The organism is Streptomyces sp. NPDC029159, from assembly GCF_055564055.1.
Window position 1 is genome coordinate 1 of record NZ_JBVHWT010000028.1, and the last position, 22,996, is coordinate 22,996.

General features: G+C 72.6%; 21 protein-coding genes. 11 read left to right on the plus strand and 10 right to left on the minus strand.

The window, feature by feature from the left end; genetic code table 11:
* Positions 1-119: 119 nt before the first annotated feature.
* The 7 genes from ACZ4U4_RS30735 to ACZ4U4_RS30765 all read right to left on the minus strand — a co-directional run bounded on the left by ACZ4U4_RS30735 (position 120) and on the right by ACZ4U4_RS30765 (position 8,187).
* The gene (locus ACZ4U4_RS30735; protein ID WP_467881205.1) at positions 120-1,100 is read right to left on the minus strand and encodes an N-acetylglucosamine kinase; all 981 of its coding nucleotides are present in this window, start codon (positions 1,098-1,100) and stop codon (positions 120-122) included.
* A complete protein-coding gene (locus ACZ4U4_RS30740; RefSeq protein WP_467881208.1) occupies positions 1,091-2,344 on the minus strand; it encodes a 6-phospho-beta-glucosidase in 1,254 nt (417 codons plus the stop codon). Before ACZ4U4_RS30740 ends, ACZ4U4_RS30735 begins: the two co-directional genes overlap by 10 nt.
* Before the next feature lie 16 nt (positions 2,345-2,360).
* Positions 2,361-3,266, minus strand: a complete 906-nt coding sequence (locus ACZ4U4_RS30745) for a carbohydrate ABC transporter permease (RefSeq protein ID WP_467881211.1) — start codon at positions 3,264-3,266, stop codon at positions 2,361-2,363.
* Between the two features lie 3 nt (positions 3,267-3,269).
* Positions 3,270-4,223 (minus strand): carbohydrate ABC transporter permease, encoded by a 954-nt coding sequence (locus ACZ4U4_RS30750; protein WP_467881213.1) that lies wholly within the window; start codon positions 4,221-4,223, stop codon positions 3,270-3,272.
* Positions 4,224-4,234: 11 nt separating this feature from the next.
* Positions 4,235-5,575, minus strand: coding sequence for an ABC transporter substrate-binding protein (locus ACZ4U4_RS30755; protein WP_467881215.1), 1,341 nt, complete (start codon positions 5,573-5,575; stop codon positions 4,235-4,237).
* Positions 5,576-5,670: 95 nt separating this feature from the next.
* Positions 5,671-6,837 (minus strand): ROK family transcriptional regulator, encoded by a 1,167-nt coding sequence (locus ACZ4U4_RS30760; RefSeq protein WP_467881218.1) that lies wholly within the window; start codon positions 6,835-6,837, stop codon positions 5,671-5,673.
* Between the two features lie 261 nt (positions 6,838-7,098).
* Entirely contained in the window at positions 7,099-8,187 is a 1,089-nt protein-coding gene (locus tag ACZ4U4_RS30765; RefSeq protein WP_467881220.1) for a mechanosensitive ion channel family protein, read from the minus strand.
* Positions 8,188-8,506: 319 nt separating this feature from the next.
* On the opposite strand from ACZ4U4_RS30765, the gene ACZ4U4_RS30770 reads away from it, so the two are divergent.
* From ACZ4U4_RS30770 to alc, 7 genes are all read left to right on the plus strand, one after another.
* Complete coding sequence (locus tag ACZ4U4_RS30770) at positions 8,507-9,043, plus strand: HNH endonuclease (RefSeq protein ID WP_467881223.1); 537 nt, start codon at positions 8,507-8,509, stop codon at positions 9,041-9,043.
* A 329-nt stretch (positions 9,044-9,372) separates the two neighbouring features.
* Positions 9,373-9,639, plus strand: coding sequence for a hypothetical protein (locus ACZ4U4_RS30775; RefSeq protein WP_467881225.1), 267 nt, complete (start codon positions 9,373-9,375; stop codon positions 9,637-9,639).
* Positions 9,640-9,808: 169 nt separating this feature from the next.
* A complete protein-coding gene (locus ACZ4U4_RS30780) occupies positions 9,809-9,994 on the plus strand; it encodes a hypothetical protein (protein ID WP_467881257.1) in 186 nt (61 codons plus the stop codon).
* A 205-nt stretch (positions 9,995-10,199) separates the two neighbouring features.
* Positions 10,200-11,180, plus strand: coding sequence for an acyl-ACP desaturase (locus tag ACZ4U4_RS30785; protein WP_467881228.1), 981 nt, complete (start codon positions 10,200-10,202; stop codon positions 11,178-11,180).
* A gap of 105 nt (positions 11,181-11,285) precedes the next feature.
* Positions 11,286-12,248 carry a DMT family transporter gene (locus ACZ4U4_RS30790; RefSeq protein ID WP_467881231.1) on the plus strand — a complete coding sequence of 321 codons (963 nt, stop codon included), beginning with the start codon at positions 11,286-11,288 and terminating at the stop codon, positions 12,246-12,248.
* Between the two features lie 59 nt (positions 12,249-12,307).
* Positions 12,308-13,306 (plus strand): LysR family transcriptional regulator, encoded by a 999-nt coding sequence (locus tag ACZ4U4_RS30795; protein ID WP_467881233.1) that lies wholly within the window; start codon positions 12,308-12,310, stop codon positions 13,304-13,306.
* Between the two features lie 111 nt (positions 13,307-13,417).
* Positions 13,418-14,560, plus strand: coding sequence for an allantoicase (alc, locus tag ACZ4U4_RS30800; protein ID WP_467881236.1), 1,143 nt, complete (start codon positions 13,418-13,420; stop codon positions 14,558-14,560).
* A gap of 102 nt (positions 14,561-14,662) precedes the next feature.
* On the opposite strand, the gene pepN is transcribed toward alc, so the two are convergent.
* Positions 14,663-17,233, minus strand: coding sequence for an aminopeptidase N (gene pepN / locus ACZ4U4_RS30805; protein ID WP_467881238.1), 2,571 nt, complete (start codon positions 17,231-17,233; stop codon positions 14,663-14,665).
* Positions 17,234-17,354: 121 nt separating this feature from the next.
* Here pepN and ACZ4U4_RS30810 point away from each other — a divergent pair, with 121 nt between their 5' ends.
* Complete coding sequence (locus ACZ4U4_RS30810) at positions 17,355-17,585, plus strand: ribbon-helix-helix domain-containing protein (RefSeq protein WP_467881241.1); 231 nt, start codon at positions 17,355-17,357, stop codon at positions 17,583-17,585.
* Positions 17,572-17,919, plus strand: a complete 348-nt coding sequence (locus tag ACZ4U4_RS30815) for a type II toxin-antitoxin system PemK/MazF family toxin (protein ID WP_467881244.1) — start codon at positions 17,572-17,574, stop codon at positions 17,917-17,919. The genes ACZ4U4_RS30810 and ACZ4U4_RS30815 overlap by 14 nt, the downstream gene beginning before the upstream one ends.
* Before the next feature lie 68 nt (positions 17,920-17,987).
* Here ACZ4U4_RS30815 and ACZ4U4_RS30820 read toward each other — a convergent pair whose 3' ends face one another.
* Positions 17,988-19,019 carry an aspartate-semialdehyde dehydrogenase gene (locus ACZ4U4_RS30820; RefSeq protein WP_467881246.1) on the minus strand — a complete coding sequence of 344 codons (1,032 nt, stop codon included), beginning with the start codon at positions 19,017-19,019 and terminating at the stop codon, positions 17,988-17,990.
* 313 nt (positions 19,020-19,332) lie between these two features.
* Between ACZ4U4_RS30820 and ACZ4U4_RS30825 the strand changes: the two genes are divergently transcribed.
* Both ACZ4U4_RS30825 and ACZ4U4_RS30830 read left to right on the plus strand, forming a co-directional pair.
* Positions 19,333-21,078, plus strand: a complete 1,746-nt coding sequence (locus ACZ4U4_RS30825) for a TIGR03767 family metallophosphoesterase (RefSeq protein WP_467881249.1) — start codon at positions 19,333-19,335, stop codon at positions 21,076-21,078.
* A gap of 95 nt (positions 21,079-21,173) precedes the next feature.
* Complete coding sequence (locus ACZ4U4_RS30830; protein ID WP_467881252.1) at positions 21,174-21,716, plus strand: GNAT family N-acetyltransferase; 543 nt, start codon at positions 21,174-21,176, stop codon at positions 21,714-21,716.
* A gap of 28 nt (positions 21,717-21,744) precedes the next feature.
* On the opposite strand, the gene ACZ4U4_RS30835 is transcribed toward ACZ4U4_RS30830, so the two are convergent.
* Entirely contained in the window at positions 21,745-22,749 is a 1,005-nt protein-coding gene (locus ACZ4U4_RS30835) for a hypothetical protein (protein WP_467881255.1), read from the minus strand.
* Between the last annotated feature and the right edge of the window lie 247 nt (positions 22,750-22,996).

Sequence of the window (22,996 nt, forward strand, 5' to 3'; positions counted from 1 at the left end):
CCCCCCCCCCCCCCCCCCCCCCCCCCCCCCCCCCCCCCCCCCCCCCCCCCCCCCCCCCCCCCCCCCCCCCCCCCCCCCCCCCCCCCCCCCCCCGCCCCTGTACGCGGATCCGCCCGCCGTTACGCCCAGGTCTCCCGCAGCCGCGCGTACGCCGCCGCCGGCGCCCCGGCGCGGTCCAGGGCGGAGAGCGCGGCGCCCAGCACCGGGGGAGCGGTCACCACGTGCGCGACCGCCTTCGGCGCGCGCTCCGCCAGCAGCCGCACCACCCGCTCGTGCAGCAGCGGATGACGGGCGGCCAGCACCCCGCCGCCGAGCACCACCCGGATCTCCTCGCCGAGGAGTTCCAGCCGCTCCAGCGCGACCGCCGCCAGCAGCACCACCTCGTCCGCCTGCCGCTCGACGATCGACCGGGCCACCGCGTCGCCGTCCGCCGCGACGGCGAAGAGCACCGGCGTCAGCTCGTACCGCCGGTGGTCGGCGAGGCGGCGCAGGTGCAGCGCCTCGATCAGTTCGGCCATGGTGGTCAGCCCGAAGTGGGCGGGGAGCGCCCGGGCCAGCGCGCTGGGGGCGCCGCGGCCGTCCTCGGCGCGCGCCGCGGACCACAGCGCCTCGTCGGCGAGGTGGCCGCCGCCGCCCCAGTCGCCGGAGATCCGGCCGACCGACGGGAACCGCGCCGTCGCCCCGCCCCGGCCCAGGCCCACGCCGTTGATCCCGGCGCCGCACACCACGGCGACGCCGCGCGGCTCGGCGCCGTCCGGCAGTCCGGCGCGCAGCAGCGCGAAGGTGTCGTTGGCGACGGTCACCGACCCGGCCCAGCCACGGCCGACGATCTCCGCCTCCAGCGCGGCCTCCTCGACCGGCAGATCGGCGTTGGCGAGGTACGCGGAGACGTGCGCCACCGGGCCCTCGGCACCCGCCTGCGTCAGGACCGATGCCACCAGCGGCGCGAGGACGTCCACCGCGGGGCCGACGCCGACCACCGGCGGCTGGAAACCGCCGCCGCGGGCCGTGCCGAGCACCCGGCCGTCGGCGCCCACCAGGGCCACGTCCGTCTTGCTGTTGCCCGCGTCGATCGCGAGCGACGCGCCGCTCAGGCCCACGTCAGGTGCTCCCGGTTGTGTGCGAGGAGATCGTCGGTCAGCTGCTCGGCGTAGGCGATCTGGCCGATCAGCGGATGGGCGAGCAGCGCCTGGAAGACCCGGTCCCGGCCACCCTTGAGCGCCGCCTCCAGCGCGAGACGCTCGTACGCGGTGACGTTGCCGATCAGCCCGGAGAACAGCGGCTCCAGGGGGCGCACGGGCAGCGGCTTCGCGCCGGTGGCGTCGACCGTCGCCGGGACCTCGATCACCGCGTCGTCCGGCAGGAACGGCAGCGTGCCGTTGTTGAAGGTGTTGACGATCTGGGTGTCGCCGGTGTCCCGCAGCAGCGACGACGTCAGCGCCACCGCCGCCTCCGAGTAGAACGCCCCGCCCCGCTTGGCCAGCAGCTCCGGCTTCTCGTCCAGCTTCTCGTCGCCGTACATCTCCAGCAGCTGCTTCTCGATCGCGGCGACCTCCGCCGCCCGCGAAGGCTTGCGCCGCAGCTCCCGCACCACCTCGTCGTGCTGGTAGTAGTAGCGCAGGTAGTACGAGGGGACGACGCCGAGGCGGTCCACCAGGGAGCGCGGCATGTGCAGGTCATCGGCGACCGCGTCCCCGTGCTCGGCCAGCAGCCGCGGCAGCACGTCCTCACCGTCGACCCGGACCGCCCGCTCCCAGGTGAGGTGGTTGAGCCCGACGTGCTCCAGCTCCACCCGCTCCGGCGGGACGCCCAGCAGCCGGGCGAACTTCCGCTGGAAGCCGATGGCGACGTTGCACAGCCCGACGGCCCGGTGGCCCTCGGTGAGCAGCGCACGGGTGACGATGCCGACCGGGTTGGTGAAGTCCACGATCCAGGCGTCGGGGTTGCGCCGCCGCACCCGCTCGGCGATGTCCAGGACCACCGGGACGGTCCGCAGCGCCTTGGCGAGCCCGCCCGCGCCGGTGGTCTCCTGGCCCACGCAGCCGCACTCCAGCGGCCAGGTCTCGTCCTGGTTGCGGGCCGCCTGCCCGCCGACGCGCAGCTGGAGCAGGACCGCGTCGGCGCCGTCCACGCCCGCGTCCAGATCGGAGGTCCAGGAGATCTTCCCCGGGTGGCCCTGTTTGGCGAAGATCCGCCGGGCCAGCCCGCCGACCAGCTCCAGCCGGTCGGCCGCCGGGTCGATCAGGACCAGCTCCGCGAGCGGCAGGACGTCCCGCAACCGTGCGAAGCCGTCGATGAGTTCGGGGGTGTAGGTCGACCCGCCGCCGACCACTGCGAGTTTCATGGGAACAGCCACAGGTTCAGCCCTTTACTCCGGTGAGAGTGACGCCTTCGACGAAGGCTTTCTGTGCGAAGAAGAACACGAGGATGACCGGGGCCATGATCAGCAGCGTCGCCGCCATGGTCAGATTCCAGTCGACGCTGTGCGCGCTCTTGAAGGATTCGAGGCCGTAGGAGAGGGTCCAGGCCCCGGGGTTCTGCGCCGCGTAGATCTGCGGGCCGAAATAGTCGTTCCAGCAGTAGAAGAACTGGAACAGCGCGATGGCGGCGATTCCGGGCTTCGCCATCGGCACGATGATTTTCAGCAGCGTACGGACCTCACCGCAGCCGTCCACCTTCGCCGACTCGATGTACTCCTGCGGAATCGTCAGCAGGAACTGCCGCAGCAGAAAGATGGAGTACGCGTCGCCGAACGCCATCGGGATGATCAGCGGCCACAGCGACCCGGACAGATGCAGCTGCTGCGCCCACACCAGATACATCGGGATGACGACGACCTGCGGCGGCAGCATCATCGTGGAGATCACCAGGATCATCGCGGTACGCCGGCCGCGGAAACGGAACTTCGCCAGCGCGTACGCCACCGGAACCGCCGAGCAGACCGTGAAGAGCGTGCCGAGGCCCGCGTACATCAGAGAATTCTTCCACCAGTCCAGAAAGCCCGGGGTGTGGAAGACGGTGGCGTAGTTGGACCAGTGCCATGCGGTGGGCCACAATTCGCCGCTCATCGCCTGGCCGTCGCTCATCACCGACGTCAGGAAGACGAAGACGAACGGCAGCACGAAGAAGAGCGCGGCGGCGACCGCCACCGTGTGCACGGCGATCCAGTGCAGCAGCCGGGTGCGGCGGGCCCGCAGCGCCGGTCCGCTCGCATCGCCGCCGGTCCGTGCCGGTGCGCCGGGGGCGCTCAGGGTCGTGGTGGTCATGGTTCAGTCCTCCGCCGGGAGCAGACCCGCGCGCTTGCGCATCAGCAGGGTGGTGACGGCCATGGCGATGACGAAGAGCACGAGCGAGAGCACGCACGCCGCGCCGGTGTTGAAGTTCTGGAAGCCCAGCGAGTAGACGAGCTGCGGGACGGTCAGCGTGGAGTGGTCCGGATAGCCGGGCTGGATGACCGTGCCGGGGCCGATGGTGACGCCGGAGGCGAGCTTCCCGGCGACCAGCGCCTGCGTGTAGTACTGCATGGTCTGCACGACGCCGGTGACCACCGCGAACATCACGATCGGGGTGATCGCCGGCCAGGTGACGTAGCGGAACTTCCCCCACGCCCCGGCGCCGTCCAGCTCCGCCGCCTCGTACTGCTCGCGCGGCACGTCGAGCAGCGCCGCCATGAAGATCACCATCAGATCGCCGATGCCCCACAGCGACAGCAGCACCAGCGACGGCTTCGCCCAGTGCGGATCGTTGAACCACGACGGCGCGTCGATGCCGACGGCGCCGAGGATTTCGTTGACCGGCCCGGTGCCCGGGTTCAAAAGGAAGACGAAGGCGACGGTCGCGGCGACCGGCGGCGCCAGATACGGCAGGTAGAAGGCGGTGCGGAAGAACCCCGCCCCCGACTTGATCTTCGTGACGAGCAGCCCGATGCCGAGCCCGAAGACCACCCGCAGCGCGACCATCACCACGACCAGCCACAGCGTGTTCCACAGCGCCGGACCGAACAGCGGCATCTGCGTCAGCACGTACTTCCAGTTCTTCAGCCCGACGAAAGCGGGCTGCTCGATCTGGTTGTAGTGCATGAACGAGAAATAGACGGTGGCGAGCAGCGGATACCCGAAGAAGACCGAGAAGCCGACCAGCCAGGGGGAGAGAAAACCGACCGTGCGCAATTTCTCGCGCAGTTTCTTACGGCGCAGCGCGGGCGCGCGGGTGCTGAGTGCCATGGGTGGCTCCGTCAGTTCTCGGACTGGAGGTTGTCGGCGTCGATCTGCGCGTCGAGCCGGCGCAGCCCCTTGTCGAGATCGGGCACCTTCCCGGCTTCGACGTCGTAGGAGAAGTCCTGGAGCGCGGTGACGTACTGCCCGCCGTTGTTGGACGGTGGCAGCGCCGAACTGTGCGGGTTCTTCGCGATGGTCAAAAAGGTGCGGAACGCCGGATCGGCGTCCAGCTTCGGTGATTTCAGCGCCGCGAGCGTCGAGGGGACGTTGTGGATGGCATTGGCGAAGGCGACCACCTGATCGGTGTCGGCGGTCAGGAACTTCACCAGCTCCCAGGCGGCGTTCTGGTGCCTGCTGCTGTGTGCGATACCGGCGACGGTGCCGGTGAGATAGCCGCGCCCGTAGGTGTCCGCCTGATCGTCGGGGACCGGCAGCGGCGCGGTGTCCCAGCCGAACTTCGCCTTGGCCTCCTCGAGCATCAACCCGCGCCATTCACCGTCCAGATGCATCGCCACCTTCTGTGTGAGGAAGGCGTTCTGCGACGACATCTCGTCACCGAACATGGTGCGGAACTTCTCCAGCGGACGGTAACCGCCCTGCGCGTCGATCAGCTTGAGCTGGGTGCGGAAGAAATCCTTGCTGCGCGGATCCTTCGCCAGCGCCGCCTTGCCCTTCGCATCGAAATACGTCGGGCCCCACTGCGCGAACAGCCGGTCCGGGCTGTTCTGATACAGCCGGAAAGCCGGCATGAAACCCACCCGCCGGTACGAACCGTCCTTGTGGCGCTCGGTCAGCTTCGCGGCGTCCCGCTCGAATTCCGACATCGTCCGCGGCGGCCGGTCGATTCCGGCTTCCTTGAACGCGTCCTTGTTGTAGTAGAGCCCGTACGCGTCGGCCAGCAGCGGCAGTGCGCACTGCCGTCCGCGGTACTGCGTGTAGTCGAGCAGCGTCTTCGGGAAGACCTTCTCCTTGTCCATCCCGCTCTTCTTCAGGAACGGGTCGAGATCCGCCCACATGCCCGAGGAGCAGTACTGCCCGACGTTGTTGGTGGTGAACGACGACACCACGTCGGGGGCGTCGTCCCCGCCCGCCCGCAGTGCCTGGTTCATCGTCTCGTCGGTGACGTTGCCGATGGCCTCGACCTTGATGTTCGGGTGAATTCTCTCGAAGCGGGCGATGCTGTCGTTCACCGCCTTCACCTCACCCGGCTCCGACCAGCCGTGCCAGAACTTCAGCGTCACCGGTTTCGTCGGATCGTCCCGGTCACTGCCGACGCTCGGCCGGGCACACCCCGACACGAGCAGTCCGGCACCGGCCAGCGCCACGATCAGGCAGCGGCCTACGCGCGAGGGTGGCATGGCGTACTTCCTTTACGGCGGGAGGAAGGAAAGGAGGAAGTGCACAAGAACAAGAACAGCGGGCAGGGGCAGGGGCAGGAAAAGGAACAGGGAAGTCAGGCCGTGTTGAAGACGATGTCGCGGGCGGCGGCGAGCGCCGTGCGGAGTGCGCCGGTGAGAATGGGATTGCCGTCGAGATGGCTGATACGCAGTTCCGGCCGGGGCAGCGCGAGCCCCGTGAACTCCTCCTCGACCAGCGCCCGCAGCTCCTCCCCGCCGGCGTGCGCGACCGACCCGGACAACACCACCAGCTGCGGATCGACGACCGCCACCACCGCGGCGAGCCCGGTGGCCATCCGTACCGCCACCTCCGCGCGGACGGAGTCGATCCGCAGCGCCTCCTCGACGGTGCGGACGTGCCCGGCGCCGTGCCCGTGGGCGAGCTCGACGACGCTGGGCGCGCCGACCAGGCTCTGGAAGCCGCCGCCGCCGTCGGGCTGCGCGGCGCTGCGGTCCCCGCCGCGCGCCAGCGGCGCCCCCGGCAGCGGCATGTAGCCGATCTCCCCGGCGCCGCCGGTCGCCCCGCGCAGCAGTACGCCGTTGAGCACGATCGCGGCGCCGACACCCTCGTCCGCCCAGACCAGCACGTAGTCGTCGTAGTCCTGGGCGGCGCCGTCGTGCTGTTCGGCGACGGCGGCGAGGTTGACGTCGTTCTCGATCTCGATGGGGGTGCCCAGGACCTCTGCCAGCTCCTCCTTGAGGGCCCGCGAGTGCCAGCCGGGCAGATGCGGCGCGTACCGCAGCCGCCCGGTGCCCGGGTCGAGCGCGCCGGGCGTACCGATCACCGCACCGTGCAGCTGCTCACGGCCCAGCCCGGCCTTGGCGAGCGCGCCGTCGACGGCCGCCGCGACCAGCTGTGCGGTGCGGTGCGGTACGTCCTCGGCCACCGCGTCGGTGCCCACCCGGGCCTCGCCGCGCACCTGCCCGGCGATGTCGGCCACGGCCGCCGTGATCCCCTCCTGATCCACGGCGAGCGCGGCGACCTGCGCCACGAACGGGTTCACCTCGTAGAGCTGGGCGTTGGGCCCCGGCCGCCCGGTGACGTTCCCGGTGGTCCGCACCAGTCCGACGGCCTCCAGCCGCGCCAGCAGCTGGGAGGCGGTCGGCTTCGACAGACCGGTCAGCTCACCGATCTGGGTCCGGGTCAACGGCCCCTGGGACACGAGCAGGTCGAGCGCGGCCCGGTCGTTCATCGCCCGCAGTACCCGAGGCGTTCCGGGCATCCCCGCTCCCGCTGCCGCCATGTGCGCACCCACCCCGTTCCCGGTGGCCCCGCCACCATCTGTTAGGAAACTTTCCAATCGGTGCAAGGACGGTAGGGCGCGCCCCGAGGGGCCGTCAATGGTTTACGCGCGAAGACTTTTCCGGAAGGTGGCCGGACCGTCATCTGCCGCCCACCGCCCGGCCGTTGACCGCGCCACGCGACACGGCCCCCGTACCGCGCGGTGCGGTACGGGGGCCGTGGGTCGGCGGGATACGGGCCGTTACTTGCCGAGCTTCGGCCGGGCGATCGGCGTCGTGGCGAGGGACTGCGGCGAGTCCGGGTTGTTGAGCGCGGACGGTGCGGCCACCGCGGCGGACGGGTCCGCGGCCACCTCGTCCTCCTCCTCCGGCTCCGGGCGCGGTGCGAGGCGGATCGCGGCGCGGTCCAGCGCCTGCTTGACCCGCCAGCGCAGCTCCCGCTCGACGCCACCGGCCTTCCCCGGCATGGTCTTGGCCGAGATGCCCAGCGTGACGGTCTCCAGGGAGACCTCGCTCAGGCCCAGCACCTCCACCGGCTCCCACAGCTGCTCGTTCCACGGCTCGGCCGCGGACATCTCCTCGCCGACGGCGGCGATGATCTCGCGGGCCCGCTCCAGATCCTGGTCGGCGGCGAGCTGCACGTCGACATGGGCGGTCGCCCAGCCCTGGCTGAGGTTGCCGATCCGCTTGACCTCGCCGTTGCGTATGTACCAGATGGCGCCGTTCGGCCCGCGCAGCTTCGTCACCCGCAGACCGACCTCGATGACGGTGCCGGTGGCCACCCCGGCGTCGATCTCGTCGCCGACGCCGTACTGGTCCTCCAGGATCATGAAGACGCCGGAGAGGAAGTCGGTGACGAGGTTGCGGGCGCCGAAACCGATCGCGACACCCGCCACACCGGCGCTCGCCAGCAGCGGCGCCAGATTGATGTTGAGCACCGACAGCACGGTGAGCGCCGCGGTGCCCATGATCACGAACGAGGCGACGGAGCGCAGCACCGAACCGATCGCCTCGGACCGCTGCCGGCGCCGCTCGGCGTTGACCAGCAGCCCGCCGAGCGCGGTGCCCTGGGCGGCGTTCGCGGTGCGGTTCATCCGGTCGATGAGCCGGGTGAGGGTGCGGCGCACCACATGCCGCAGCACCACCGCGATCACGACGATCAGCACGATCTGGAGGCCGGACTCGACCCAGTTTCCCCAGTTCTCCTGCACCCACCCGGCCGCGTTGGTGGCCTTCTCCGTGGCGTCCTCGAAGGACGTCGGGCCGGTGGCGTCCGGCGCCGGAGCGGCGCTGTAGGGCGCGGCGGCAACCGCCATGGCTGACCAGTGCACAGCAGAACCTTCCGTGTGGGGCTGGGGACCCGGACCGAGGTGGCACCGCGGCTCGGGCGGACCCACCACACTAACGGGGCAACGGAACCGAACCGCGCCCTTGTTCGAACGCCGACGGCCTCCGGGGCGTTCCCGTAACGCCATGAGTACGTCCGAATGAGGGCGAAGTAACACCGTGCCGCGCGAACTGAGGGGGTGTGCCGGAAAACACCTCCGGCCCGTTACCCGGTCATGGTGGCGCCGCGCCCGGACACCGGGTGACACTGGGGGAGATCGTCCCGGCGCGAGCCACGCGCCGCCGGCGTACAAGGAGGCACCCGTGCCGCATGTCCTGGTCCTCAACGCGTCGTACGAGCCGCTCGGCGTCGTACCGCTCCGCCGCGCGCTCATCCTCGTCCTCAATGAGAAGGCCGTCAGCCTTGAGGAGTCCGGCGCCCTGATGCACAGTGCGACCCGCGTCATCCCCGCCCCGAGCGTGGTCCGTCTCAAACGTTTCGTGCGGGTGCCTTTCCGCGGTCCCGTCCCCCTCACCCGGCGGGCGCTGTTCGCCCGCGACGGCGGCCGCTGCATGTACTGCGGCGCGGTCGCCACCAGCGTCGACCACGTCATCCCCCGCAGCCGCGGCGGCCAGCACACCTGGGAGAACGTCGTCGCCGCCTGCCGCCGCTGCAACCACGTCAAGGCCGACCGCCATGTCGCCGAGATCGGCTGGCGGCTGCGTCACCAACCGGCCCCGCCGTCCGGCCTCGCCTGGCGGATCATCGGGACGGGCCACCGCGATCCGCGGTGGCTGCCGTATTTGCAGCCGTACGGCGCCGACGACGCCCTGGCCCGGATCAGTGCCGTGACGGCATAGCTCCGGGCCTTCGCGTGCCGGGCCCGGCCCGGGGTGCGCGGGCCGCCGTGCGAGCGGGAACGCCGTCCCGCCGCCCGGCGGCCTCCGCGTCCCGGGCCGCCGTGCGTCCGGGGCCCGCGCGGTGGATCACCGGACGGCCCCGCGCCCCGCAGAACTTGCCGCCGCGGGGCCGCTCCCGCCGCAATCTGTACGCCCCGCCCCGGGTCGGACCGTGAAATCGCCCGTCCGGGCGGTGTGATGTGGGTCACGTTCGCCGACCGGTCGCGTCTGTGATCCGGATCGCTGGGTAGCCCAGCCCTTGACCCACTGCCGACGAACGGGAGGCCCTCGTGGCCGCGTCCGCTCAGCTGCTCCTCGACGCCCTGTCCTCCAAACCCGGCGACGCGCCCGTGGAACCGGACCTCTTCGACGGGCTCTCCGGCCCCGACTGCCTGGACGGCTCCGGCTCCGCCAGCTTCGTCGAGCCGCCCCTGACCAGTGAGCCGCCGCTCGCCGCCGACGCCCCGCTCACCAGCGAGGTCCCGATCTCCGCCGAACTGCCCCTGACGAGCGAGCCGACCGCCGCCGGTCTGGGCACGGAGTCGATGGAGGTCTGACGGCCTCCGGCCGGGCGGCCCGATGCCCGCGCCGCCCCCTTTCTCCGGCGGTGCCGCCTTGCGCCACCCCGGGCGCGCGGGTGGCCCGGGCGTCCTATACGTTGACTCCGTGAACAAGGTCAAGAAGAACGCCCTGCGCGCCGGAACCGTCACGGCCGGCACTGCGCTGATGCTGCTGATGTCGTCCCCCGCGTTTGCGCTCGTTCGCGACGACGGCGACGACCCGGGTCCGGGTCTGAGCGTGCTCTCCACGCTCGGCCTCTACGTCGCCGCCCCCATCGTTCTCTTCCTGGTCATCGCCGGGCTGGTCATGGTGGGCGACAAGTCCCGCAAGCAGGCCAAGACCAAGGTCTGACGCCGGGCACCGACGCCTTCGAGGGCGCCCTTCGGTTCGTACGAACCGAAGGGCGCCCTTTGTCGTTTCCGCAGGTGAACAGGGTGAAATAAGGCGATTTGGCGGGTCGGGAGCTTAACTCGGCCTCACCTACGATGCCGTAACCTACGGAGCCGTAGGTCCAACTTACGGTTCCGTAGGTCATCGTCCCCCCAGGAGTTCCCCCGTGACCATCGCCCCCGCCCGCCACGACGGAGAGCCTGGCCTCAGTGCCTGGAGCGACGCCCACCTCCTCTACGCACTCGAAGAGGTCGTCGAGAAGGAGCTGAACCGCCACCTCAAGGTCGCCAAGGAATGGATGCCCCACGAGTACGTGCCGTGGAGCGACGGCCGGAACTTCGACGGCGTCATGGGCGGCGAGGCGTGGGCGCCCGAGCAGTCCAAGGTGACCGACATCGGCCGCATCGCCCTCGTGGTCAACCTCCTCACCGAGGACAACCTCCCCAGCTACCACCACGAGATCGCCACCCTCTTCGGCCGCGACGGCGCCTGGGGCACCTGGGTGCACCGCTGGACCGCCGAGGAGGGGCGGCACGGCATCGTGATGCGCGACTACCTGCTCACCAGCCGCGCGGTCGACCCCGTCGAGCTGGAGCGGTTCCGGATGGCCCACATGTCGGAGGGGTTCGAGTCCGACAACGGCCACAGCATGCTGCACTCCGTCGCGTACGTCGCGTTCCAGGAGCTGGCCACCCGCATCTCGCACCGGAACACCGGCCACCACTCCGGCGACCCGGTCTGCGACCGGATGCTGTCCCGGATCGCCACCGACGAGAACCTCCACATGGTCTTCTACCGCAACCTCCTGCGCGCCGCCTTCGAGCTGGCCCCGGACCAGACCATGGCCGCCGTCCGCGACGTCGTCACCGCCTTCCGGATGCCCGGCCACGGCATGCCCGGCTTCGAGCGGGCCGCCGCCCGGATGGCCATCGGCGGCATCTACAACCTCCGTATCCACCACGACGACGTGCTCCAGCCGGTGCTGCGCCACCTCAAGGTGCTGGAGATCGGCGGCCTCGGGCCCGTCGGTCTGGCGGCCCAGGAGGAGCTGGGGATGTTCATGGGCGGCCTCGACGACCAGGCCCGCAAGTTCGACGAGCGGCGCGCCGCGATCGAGGCCCGCCGGGCGGCCCGCACCGCCTCGTAGGGCACACCGTTCAGTTCGACTGAACGGATAACGTCGAATTTTTCGATGGACCTGATGTTTCCGGAACTGCCACGGTGAGGGCTTCCCCCTGACCGGAAGGACACCGTGGCAGTTCTGGAACGGCCCCGCACCCCGCGCGCGGGCACGGCGCGCGCCGTCGGACTGACGCTCGCGCTCACCGCGACCGTCATCTGGTCCGGCAACTTCGTCATCGCCCGCGCCCTGCACGCGACGGTGCCGCCGGTCCAGACCGCCTTCTGGCGCTGGATCGTCGCACTCGTCGCCGTCGCGCCCCTCACGCTGCCCGAGGTCCGCCGGCAGTGGCCCCTCGTCCGCCGCCACCTGCCGCACCTCGCCGGGGCCGCGCTGCTCGGCGTCACCCTCTTCAACACCCTCATCTACCAGGCCGGACGCACCACCTCCGCCACCAACATGGCGATGATCGCGGCCGGTTCGCCGCTGCTGATCGCCGCCTTCGACCGTCTCGGACGGCGCCGCGCCGCCCCCGCACCGGACGGCGCCCCGGACGTCGGCGCCCCGCTCGGCGCCCGCCGCCTCGCCGGGATGCTGCTCGCCCTCGCCGGGGTGGTCGTCCTCGTCGGCGGCGGCTCCCCGGCCGCCCTCGCCCGGCTCGACTTCGCCCCCGGCGACCTGTGGATGCTCGCCGCCACCGCCACCTTCGCCGGCTACAGCGCACTGCTGCGCCGCCGCCCCGACGGCCTCGGCCACCGCGCCTACCTCTTCATGACGTTCGCCCTGGGCGCCGCGCTGCTGCTGCCCGCCTACGGGGTGAGCCTCGCCGTCGAGGGCGGCTTCCCGCTCACCGCCGCCACCGCCGGCCCGCTGCTCTACATCGGCGTCCTCTCCTCCGCCGTCGCCTTCTTCACCTGGAACAAGGCGATCGCCCTGGTCGGCGCCGCCCGCGCCGGGGCCGTCTACTACCTCCAGCCGGTCTGCGTGGCGCTGCTGTCGTACGCGGTCCTGGGCGAGGGCGCCGGGGCCGTCCAGGTGGGGTGCATGGCGCTGATCGTCGCCGGGGTGGTCCTGGGGGCGGGCGGAAAACGGTGAGCCCGCCGCGGGGCGGCCGGGCGGCGGGCGGCGCGCCGGCGGATGCGTACGCTGCCCGCATGGCCGACTGGGACATCAAGAAGCTGCGGATCCTGCGCACGCTGCACGAGCTGGGCACGGTCACCGCGACCGCCGAGGCGCTGCACCTGACGCCGTCGGCCGTCTCCCAGCAGCTGGCCGGACTCGCCAAGGCGCTCGGCGTCCCGCTGCTGGAGGCCCACGGCCGCCGGGTGCGGCTGACCGACGCGGCCCATCTGGTGCTCCGCCACGCCGACGTCGTCTTCGCCCAGCTGGAGCGCGCCGACGCGGAACTCCTCGGCTATCTGCGCGGCGAGGCGGGCCGGGTCCGGATCGGCGCGTTCTCCACCGCCATTCCCGCCCTCGTCGTCCCCGCCGTCCAGGAACTGCGCCGCGCCCACCCCTCCCTCGCCGTCGCCGTCCGCGAGGCCGAGGCGGAGGCCGCGTACGAGCTGCTGGCCGAGGGCAGCGTCGATCTGGCGCTCTCCCTCGCGGCGCACGCGCCCACGCCCCGGGACCCCAAGTTCAGCCGGCTGTCGCTGCTCGCCGACCCGCTGGACGTGGCGCTGCCCGCCGGACACCCGCTCGCCGCCGAGCCGGGGCTGCGCCTCGCCGATCTCGCGGGCGAGCCGTGGATCTTCGGCTCCAGCGGCCCCTGGTCGCAGATCACCACCGCCGCCTGCGAGAACGCCGGTTTCGTCCCCGAGCAGGCGCATGCCGCGGCCGACTGGAACGCGATCTGGGCGATGGTGGCCGCGGGCATGGGCGTCGCGCTGGTGCCCCGGATGGCGCGGCCCGGCGTCGGCGCGCCCGCCCGGGGCACCGGCGGCGGCCCCGGCGTCGTGCTGCGGGTCCTCCACGCCGATCAGCCGCGCCGCCATGTCGTCGCCGCCGCCCGCCGCGGCTCCGAGGGGGCGCCGGGCCTGTCCCGGGTGCTGGCCGCGCTCCAGCAGGTCGCCGCGGCGCGCCCCGGTGCCCGGACGGCGCCCGCGGACGGCGGTGCGCCCCCTGAGGGACCACCCACCGTTCAGTCCGCCTGAACGACGACCTCACGAACTGTCGATGGACCTGCCGGGTGGCCGCTGCGACGGTGGAGAGGTCCGCAGCGCCGAGCACCACCGAAGGGCGCCTCACTTCACCGAAGGGCGACGATGACCACCACCCCGGCCGACTCCACCGATCCGCACGCCAACGACGCCGACCCGTACGGCGGCGGCGACCCCTTCGCCGACTACCGCGGCGGCGACCACGCCTTCACCTCCCTCGTCGACCTCGCCGACCGGCGCTTCGGCGCCGGGGTGATCGCCGCGAACGACGAGTTCTTCGCCGAGCGCGAGAACCTGCTGAAGCCGGGGCCGGCGGTCTTCGACCCCGAGCGCTTCGGCCACAAGGGCAAGATCATGGACGGCTGGGAGACCCGCCGGCGCCGCGGCTCGGACGCGGACCACCCCTTCCCCACCGACGACGAGCACGACTGGGCGCTGATCCGCCTCGCCGCCCCCGGCGTGATCCGCGGCGTCATCGTCGACACCGCCCACTTCCGCGGCAACTACCCGCAGCAGGTCACCGTCGAGGCGACCGCCCTCCCCGGCAGCCCCGGCCCCGAGGAACTCCTCGCCTCCGATGTGAAGTGGGAGGAGATCGTCCCCCGCACGCCGGTCCGCGGCCATGCCGCCAACGGCTTCGAGGTCACCTCCGGGCGCCGCTTCACCCACCTGCGCCTCAAGCAGCACCCCGACGGCGGCATCGCCCGGCTGCGGGTCCACGGCGAGGTCGTGCCCGACCCGGCGTGGCTGGCCGCCCTCGGCACCTTCGATCTGGCGTCGGTGCTGCACGGCGGCGCGGTGGAGGACGCCTCCGACCGCTTCTACTCCTCGCCCACCCAGATCATCCGGCCCGACCTCTCCCGCAAGATGGACGACGGCTGGGAGAACCGCCGCCGCCGGGTCAAGGGCACGAACGACTGGGTCCGCTTCCGCCTCGCCGCCCGGGGCGAGATCCGCGCGATCGAGATCGACACCGCCTACCTCAAGGGCAACTCCGCGGGCTGGGCGGCGCTCTACGGCTGCGACGGCACCCCCGAGGACGAGGGTTCCTGGTTCGAGATCCTGCCCCGGACCAAGCTCCAGCCCGACACCCCGCACCGCTTCGCGCTGCCCGAGACGGTCACCGCCACCCACATCCGCCTCGACGTCTTCCCCGACGGCGGTCTGGCCCGGATGCGGGTCCACGGCAGCCTCACGGACGACGGCCGCCGGGCCCTCGGCGAGCGCTTCACGGCACTGGGCGGCTGACGGACCGCGGTGGCCGACGCGTCAGGCCACGCCCGCCACGTACGGAAACGGGGCGCCCGGGACCACACGGTCCCGGGCGCCCCGCCCGTACGGAAGGGCCGGTCAGCCCGCGGCCGCGTCCGCCGCGCGGGCCTTCAGCGCCCGCTCGACGCCCGCCCGGGACTCCACGACCAGCCGCCGCAGCGCCGCACTCGGCTCCGCCGACGCCAGCCACGCGTCCGTCGCCTCCAGCGTCTCCGGGGCGATCCGCAGCGCGGGGAAGAGCCCGATCGCGATCTGCGACGCCATCTCGTGGCTGCGCGCGTCCCAGACGTCCTTCACCGCGTCGAAGTACTTCGCGGCATACGGCGCCAGCAGCTCCTCCTGGTCGTGCTGCTGGAAGCCGCCGATGACGGCCTCCTGCACCGCGTTGGGCAGCGTGTCCGCCTCGACGACCGCGGCCCAGGCGGCGGCCTTCGCCTCCGCCGTCGGCCGGGCCGCCCGCGCGGACGCCGCGTGCTGCTCACCCGCCGAGGTGTGGTCGCGCTCCAGCTCCGCCGCGATGGCCTGCTCGTCGGCGCGGCCGGTCGCCGCCAGCCGGCCCAGCAGCGACCAGCGCAGATCGGTGTCGATGACCAGACCCTGCACCGTCTCGGTGCCGTCCAGCAGCGCCTGGACCAGGTCGAGGTGGGCGTCGGAGCGGGCCGCCGCGGTGAACGCGCGGGCCCACGCCAGCTGGTGGTCGCTGCCCGGCGCCGCCGCCCGCAGCTGCTCCAGTGCCGCGTCCGCCCACTGCGCGAGGCCCGTCTCGCGCCACGCCGGGTCCGCGTACATGCTCAGCGCCATCTTCACCTGGCGGTGCAGCGACTGGACGACGCCGATGTCCGACTCCTTGCCGATGCCGGAGAGCACCAGCGCCAGGTAGTCGCGGGTGGGCAGCTCGCCGTCGCGGGTCATGTCCCACGCCGACGCCCAGCACAGCGCCCGCGGCAGCGACTCGGTGAAGTCGCCGAGGTGGCCGGTGACGACCTTCAGCGACTCCTCGTCCAGGCGGACCTTGGCGTACGAGAGGTCGTCGTCGTTGAGCAGCACGACGTCCGGCCGCCGGGTGCCCGCCGGGAACGGCACCTCGGTCAGCTCACCGTCCACATCCAGCTCGATGCGGTCGGTGCGGACCAGCTTGCCGTCCTTGAGGTCGTAGCAGCCGATCGCGATGCGGTGCGGGCGCAGCACCGGCTCGCCGGTGGCGCCGGCCGGGAGCGCGGGGGCCTCCTGCCGGACGTGGAAGGAGGCGACGGTGCCGTCCGCGGTGAGGGTGATCTCGGGCCGCAGGATGTTGATGCCCGCGGTCTCCAGCCACTTCTTCGACCAGGTCTTCAGATCCCGGCCGCTGGTCTTCTCCAGCGCGCCCAGCAGATCGCTCAGCCGGGTGTTGCCGAAGGCGTGCTCCTTGAAGTACCCCTGCACGCCCTGGAAGAAGGCGTCCATGCCGACGTACGCGACGAGCTGCTTGAGGACGCTGGCGCCCTTGGCGTAGGTGATGCCGTCGAAGTTGACGAGGACGTCGTCCAGGTCACGGATGTCGGCCATGATCGGGTGCGTCGACGGCAGCTGGTCCTGGCGGTAGGCCCAGGTCTTCATGGAGTTCGCGAACGTCGTCCACGAGTGCGGCCACTTCGAGCCCGGCGCGTACGCCTGGCAGGCGATCGAGGTGTAGGTGGCGAACGACTCGTTCAGCCACAGGTCGTTCCACCACTCCATGGTCACGAGGTCGCCGAACCACATGTGCGCCAGCTCGTGCAGGATGGTCTCGGCGCGCGTCTCGTACGCCGCGTCCGTCACCTTCGAGCGGAAGACGTACTGGTCGCGGATGGTCACCGCGCCCGCGTTCTCCATCGCCCCGGCGTTGAACTCCGGCACGAAGAGCTGGTCGTACTTCTCGAAGGGGTACGCGTAGTCGAACTTCTCCTGGAACCAGTCGAAGCCCTGCCGGGTGACGTCGAAGATCTCCTCCGCGTCCAGGTGCTCGGCGAGCGAGGGCCGGCAGTAGATGCCGAGCGGCACCTTCCGCCCGTCCGAGCCCTCCCACGCGCTGTGCACGCTGTGGTACGGCCCGGCGATCAGCGCGGTGATGTACGTCGAGATCCGCGGCGTCGGCGCGAACGTCCAGACGGTGCCCTCGGGCTCCGGCGTCGGCGAGTTGGAGATCACCGTCCAGCCCTCGGGCGCGGTCACGGTGAACTGGAACGTCGCCTTCAGGTCCGGCTGCTCGAAGGAGGCGAACACCCGGCGGGCATCCGGCACCTCGAACTGCGTGTAGAGGTACGCCTGCTGGTCGACCGGGTCGACGAAGCGGTGCAGGCCCTCACCGGTGTTGGTGTACGCGCAGTCGGCGACCACCTTCAGCTCGTTCCGCCCGGCCACCAGGGACGGCAGCGCGATCCGCGAGTCCGCGAAGACCTCGGCCGGATCCAGCGCCACGCCGTTGAGGTGCACCTCGTGCACGGTCGGCGCGATCAGGTCGATGAAGCTCTCGGCGCCCGCCTCGGCGCAGTCGAAGCGCACCGTCGTGACGGACCGGAAGGTGCCGCCCTCCTGCGCGCCGGAAAGATCGAGAACGATCTCGTACGCGTCCACGGTCAGCAGCCGTGCCCGCTGCTGTGCCTCGTCGCGGGTCAGGTTCGTGCCAGGCACCAGGTCATCTCCTCGTAAGAGTCCTCGTCTGCGGGGTGCGGCCATCCTTCCACGCGCCCGCCCCGGCGACCGTGCCCCTTTCCGGTGGTACGGCGGTAGGAAGCCGGGTAGCATTTTCGGTATGAAGATCAGTGTGAGTCTGCCGCAGGAGGACGTGGCCTTCGTCGACGAGTTCGCCAGCAGAACGGAGGCCGAGTCGCGGTCGGCCGTGATACACGCCGCCATCGAGCTGCTGCGGGCGGCCGAGCTGGAGTCGCAGTACGCGGAGGCGTTCGAGGAGTGGGACGCGAGCGAGGACGCGGGGCTGTGGGACCGTACGAGCGGGGACGGAATCAGCAATGAGGCGTGGTGACATCTACCTGGTCGACATGGAGCCGGTGCGCGGCAGCGAGGCGAACAAGACCCGTCCGGCCGTGATCGTCTCCAATGACGGTGCGAACCGTGCGGTCGAGCGGCACGGCCGGGGCGTCGTCACGGTGGTACCGCTGACCTCGAACACCTCGCGGGTGCTCGCCTTCCAGGTGTTCCTCCCGGCCGGGGACTGCCACCTCCCGAAGGACTCCAAGGCCCAGTGCGAGCAGGTCCGGGCCGTCGCGCCGGACCGGATGCGGCAGCAGATCGGGGTGGTGCCGCGGCAGCGGATGACGGAGATCGACGTGGCGCTCCGCCGCCACCTGGCGCTCTGAGCAGCCAGAATACGACGAGGCGCCCGCCGGAACCCCCGGCGGGCGCCTCGCTCACACAGAGCGCGGGCTCAGCCCCGCAGCTCCGCCGCGACCAGTTCGGCGATCTGGACGGCGTTGAGGGCGGCGCCCTTGCGGAGGTTGTCGCCGGAGACGAACAGCGCCAGGCCGTTCTCCGCGGTCTCGTCCTCACGGATGCGGCCCACGAAGGAGACGTCCGCCCCGGCCGCCTGGAGCGGGGTCGGCACGTCGGAGAGGGCGACGCCGGGGGCGGCGGCCAGCAGCTCCTGGGCGCGGGCGGCGCTCAGCGGGCGGGCGAAGCGGGCGTTGAGCTGGAGGGAGTGGCCGGTGAAGACCGGGACCCGCACGCAGGTGCCGGAGACCTTCAGCTCCGGGATGCCGAGGATCTTGCGGCTCTCGTGGCGGAGCTTCTGCTCCTCGTCGGTCTCGTGCAGCCCGTCGTCGACGATCGCACCGGCCATCGGCAGCACGTTGAACGCGATCGGGGCGACGTACTTCTCCGGCTCGGGGAACTCCACGGCCCCGCCGTCGTGCGTCAGGCGGGTGGCGTCCTGCTCGACGGCCTTGCGTACCTGCCCGTTCAGCTCCTCGACACCGGCGAGGCCGCTGCCGGAGACCGCCTGGTAGGTGGCGGCGACCAGCGAGACCAGCCCGGCCTCGTCGTGCAGCGGGCGCAGCACCGGCATCGCGGCCATGGTGGTGCAGTTCGGGTTGGCGATGATGCCCTTGGGGCGCTCGGTGACCGCCGACGGGTTGACCTCGGAGACCACCAGCGGGACCTCGGGGTCACGGCGCCAGGCGGAGGAGTTGTCGATCACGACGGGACCGGAGGCCGCGACCTTCGGCGCCAGCGCCTTGGAGGTCGCCCCGCCCGCCGAGAACAGCACGATGTCCAGGCCGGAGAAGTCGGCGGTGGCGGCGTCCTCGATGGTGATCTCGGTGTCCTGCCAGGGCAGGGTGCGTCCGGCGGACCGCGCCGAAGCGAACAGGCGCAGCTGCTCGACCGGGAACTCCCGCTCGGCGAGAATGCCCCGCATCACGCCGCCGACCTGGCCGGTGGCTCCGACGATTCCGATCCTCATGGAACTCCCTCTTTCCTGACCTGACATCGGTGCTTCTCTGGGGAACACCTGCTCAGAAGTGTCCCCATCATGTGTGTGAACCCCGTCGCCTTGTCCAATCCGTTCCGATACGTGGCCGGTACGTGGTCTGCGTCACCGGGCGGCGGAGGCGGCACCGGACCGGGCCGCGCGGTGCGGTGATCCCTGTGCGGTGATGGGCCACGGCTGTTGCGGTGGCGTTCACGCCGCCGACACCCCCGCTGCCAAGCATCCCCGGTGAGCGGGCAGTTGAGCTGCCCGGCCGCCCGTGCCCACGCAACCGGGGAGTCCGCGCATGTCCCGCACACGGTCCGCCGCCTCCGCCCTCGACCGCCGCGCCTTCCTCGCCGCCACCGGTGCGGTCGGCGCCGCCGCCGGTCTCGGCCTCGCCTTCGGCGGCGGCGACCGGCCCGCCGCGGCCGCCACCCCGCCTGGCGGCCGCGCCCCCGTGGCCCCCGTCCCCGTCGACGCCCCGGCCGTCCCCCGCGTCCCGTACACCCGCGGCACCACCCTCGCCTCCGTCGCCGCCCCGCACGGCACCGGCGGCTACCGGCCCCTCGGCGACGGCCCCGGCTGGCGGCGGCTGGTCCGCACCGAGCTGGCCGCAGCCCACCCCGGGCGCGCCGGGCGGCGCACCGCGCTCGCGTCGTTCGTGCAGGTCACCGATATGCACCTGGTCGATGTGCAGAGCCCGCTGCGGTACGAGTACCTGCGCGCGGAGACGGCCAGCGCCTGGCGGCCGCAGGAGGCGCTCTCCGTCGCCGGGGCCGTCTCGCTGATCGAGCGGATCAACGCGCTGCCCGGCGGGCCCGCGACCGGGGCGCCGCTCGCCTTCGTGATGACCACCGGCGACAACACCGACAACAACTCCCGCCTGGAGCTGGAGTGGTTCCTCACCGCCATGAGCGGCGGCCGGATCACCCCGAACTCCGGCGACCCGCGCCGCTACGAAGGCGTCCAGGACAGCGGCCTCGCCCTCTACTGGCACCCCGGCAGCGCCCTGCGCGACGCCGACAAACGCCTCGGCTTCCCGCGCGTCGACGGCTTCCTCGACGCGGCGATCCGCCCCCTCCACAGCCCCGGCCTGCGGATGCCGTGGTACTCCACCGTCGGCAACCACGACGCGCTGCCCGGCGGCTGCTACGCGCCCGGCGACCCGTTCTTCACCGCCGTCGCCACCGGCGACCGCAAGCTGGAGGCGCTCCCCGCCGACCGCGCCGCCCAGGTCTGGAAGGCCGTCCGCGAGGGCCTCGACCCGCGCGGCGAGGACTTCAAGGAGCTGCTGCGCGGCCAGGCGAAGAAGGCCCGGCACGTCACCCCGGACCCGCGGCGGGCGCCGTTCACCCGCGCCGAGTACCTCCGCGCCCACCTCGACCCGGCCCACACAGGACCGGGCCCGCACGGCCACGGCTACACCGCCGACCACCTCGGTGACGGCCGCCTCTACTACACCTTCGAGGTCGCCGACGACGTCCTCGGCATCAGCCTCGACACCACCGACCCGGCCGGCCACTACACCGGCTCGGTCGGCGCGGAGCAGTTCGCCTGGCTGCGCCGGACGCTGGCGGCGAACGAGCGCGACGGCGCCCGGCAGGTGCTGGTCTTCAGCCACCACACCTCCGCGACGATGGACAACACCCGCCCCGACCCGGCCCGCCCCCACGAGAAGCGGCACACCGGGGCCGAGCTGGCCGCGCTGTTCTCCGCGCACCCGTCCATCGTCGCCTGGATCAACGGCCACAGCCACAAGAACGAGGTCACCGCCCACCCGGGGTTCTGGGAGGTCTCCACCGCCTCCCACATCGACTTCCCGCAGCTCGCGCGGGTCATCGAGCTGACCGACAACCACGACGGCACGCTGTCGCTCTTCACCACCCTCGTGGAATCCGCGGCCCCGCACCGCGCCGACCCCGCCGACCTCTCCCGGCCCGGTCTCGCCGCCCTCTACCGCGAACTGGCCGCCAACGCCCCCAAGGCCCGCAAGGACCTGGCGGGCGAGGCCACCGACCGCAACCTGGAGCTGGTGCTGCGGCGGCGCTGAGGGAGTACCCGGGCGGCCGGGGCGTCTCCGCGACGTCCCGCCGCCCGCCCCGAAAATCGCTGGACACCCGGCCCACGCCTCCCTTGGCTGGCCGGATGACCTCACCCGTACCCCGTCTGCACACCGCCCGCCTGCTGCTGCGCGAATGGCAGGAGACCGATCTCGCGCCCTGGGCGGCGATCAACGCCGACCCGGAGGTCCGCCACCATCTGGGCGGCCCGCTCACCCGCGCGGAGAGCGACGCGTCCGTCGCCCGCTTCCGCGCCGCGTTCGCCGCCCGCGGGTACGGCTGGTGGGCCGTGGAGGAGCGGGAGAGCGGTGTGCTCCTGGGCTTCGCCGGGTTCGACCGCGTCGAGGAGAAGTACCTTCCGCTCCACGGTGTGGAGGTCGGCTGGCGGCTGGCCCGCCACGCCTGGGGCCACGGCTACGCCACCGAGGCCGGCCGCGCCTGCCTCGACTTCGGCTTCACCACCCTCGGCCTGCCCGAGATCCTGGCGCTGACCACCGCCGCCAACACCCGCTCCCGCGCCGTGATGGAACGCCTCGGCATGGTCCGCGACCCGGCCGGCGACTACACCGACCCCACCCTCCCCGAGGGCCCGCTGCGCGCCGGGGTCTGCTACCGCATCCGCGCCTGAGCGCCGCGGCGCCCCGGCCCCGTACGCGCTACCGCGGCGCGATCACCACCGCCGCCGGGTCCCGGCCCGCCGCCATCAGGGCCGTCCGCACCACGACCGCCTGCTCGGCGGGGGCGCGGCGCAGGCCGTCCGGGGTGCAGCGGATCACCGTGATGCCCAGCCGCTCCAGCTGCTCGCGCTTACGGTTCCAGGCCGCGCCGGGCAGGGTGCCGTCGCCGTCGGGCGCCGCGATGTCGATCTCCACCGCCACCGCCCCGTCGGGCCAGTACGCGTCCACCCCGCCCAGATGCGGGCCGTCCGGCAGCCGCAGGCCGACGTTCCACAGCGGGTCCGGCAGCCCGTGGTGGCGGACCAGCGCGTAGAGCCGGTCCTCGGCGCGGGCGCGGTCCCCGGCCAGCAGCAGCGTCACCGTGTCCACCACGTGCGGGCGCGCCGCCAGCCGCGCCCGGCGCAGCTCGCCGACGACCGCGGCCGCCTCGGCGTGCCCGTCGCGGACCGCCTCCGTGACCAGGTGCCGCACCGCCGCCGCGTCCGTCAGCGTCGCCACCGTGTCGGCGAGCGCCCGTGCCACCGGGGCGACCGGCAGCCCCTCGACCTCCTCGGCCCCGGGCAGCTCCGCGGAGCGCACGACCCGGGCGAACCCGGCCGAGCGCAGCCGCCGCCCGCGGCCCACCAGGACGTGCAGCCGGTTGAGCGAGGGCAGCGGGGGAGCGGCGGCGACGCCGTGCAGCGCCAGCGCCGCCGGACCGGTCAGCATCGCCCGCGCGCCCGGCCGCACCCCGCCGCCCTGGTACGGGACGGACGGGCCGCGCTCCGTCGCGTACAGCACGGCGGCCCGCAGCCGTTCCTCGGTGGACGGCGGTCCCGGATGCAGCAGGTACACGCCGGGCAGCACCTCGCGCCAGGGGCCGCCGGGGCGGCAGCGCCCGGCGGTCTCGGCGGCCGTGACGCCCCGCGCGCGCAACCGGTGCGCGGTGACCAGCGGGCTGCCGTCGGTGCGGGGGAGCGGGGAGAGCGGGGTGTCCTGGGTCATGCCCGGCACTTTTCCCGCGCGCGGGGCACCCGCTCACGGTTGTTACACACCTGTGGCAGGAAGCGGACAACTCCGTTCAGGTGGACGGAGATACGGAGCGGGGCCGGCCGGGCCGGGCAGCCGCGGGGCGGGCGGCCCCCCCCCCCCGGCCGGCCCGCCCCCGCGTTCGTCTGTTCCCCTGGACCGCCCCCCCATCTTAGAGCCCGGCCCTCCACCCCCCCTCCCAGTCGTTGCGCCTCTCCCCCAC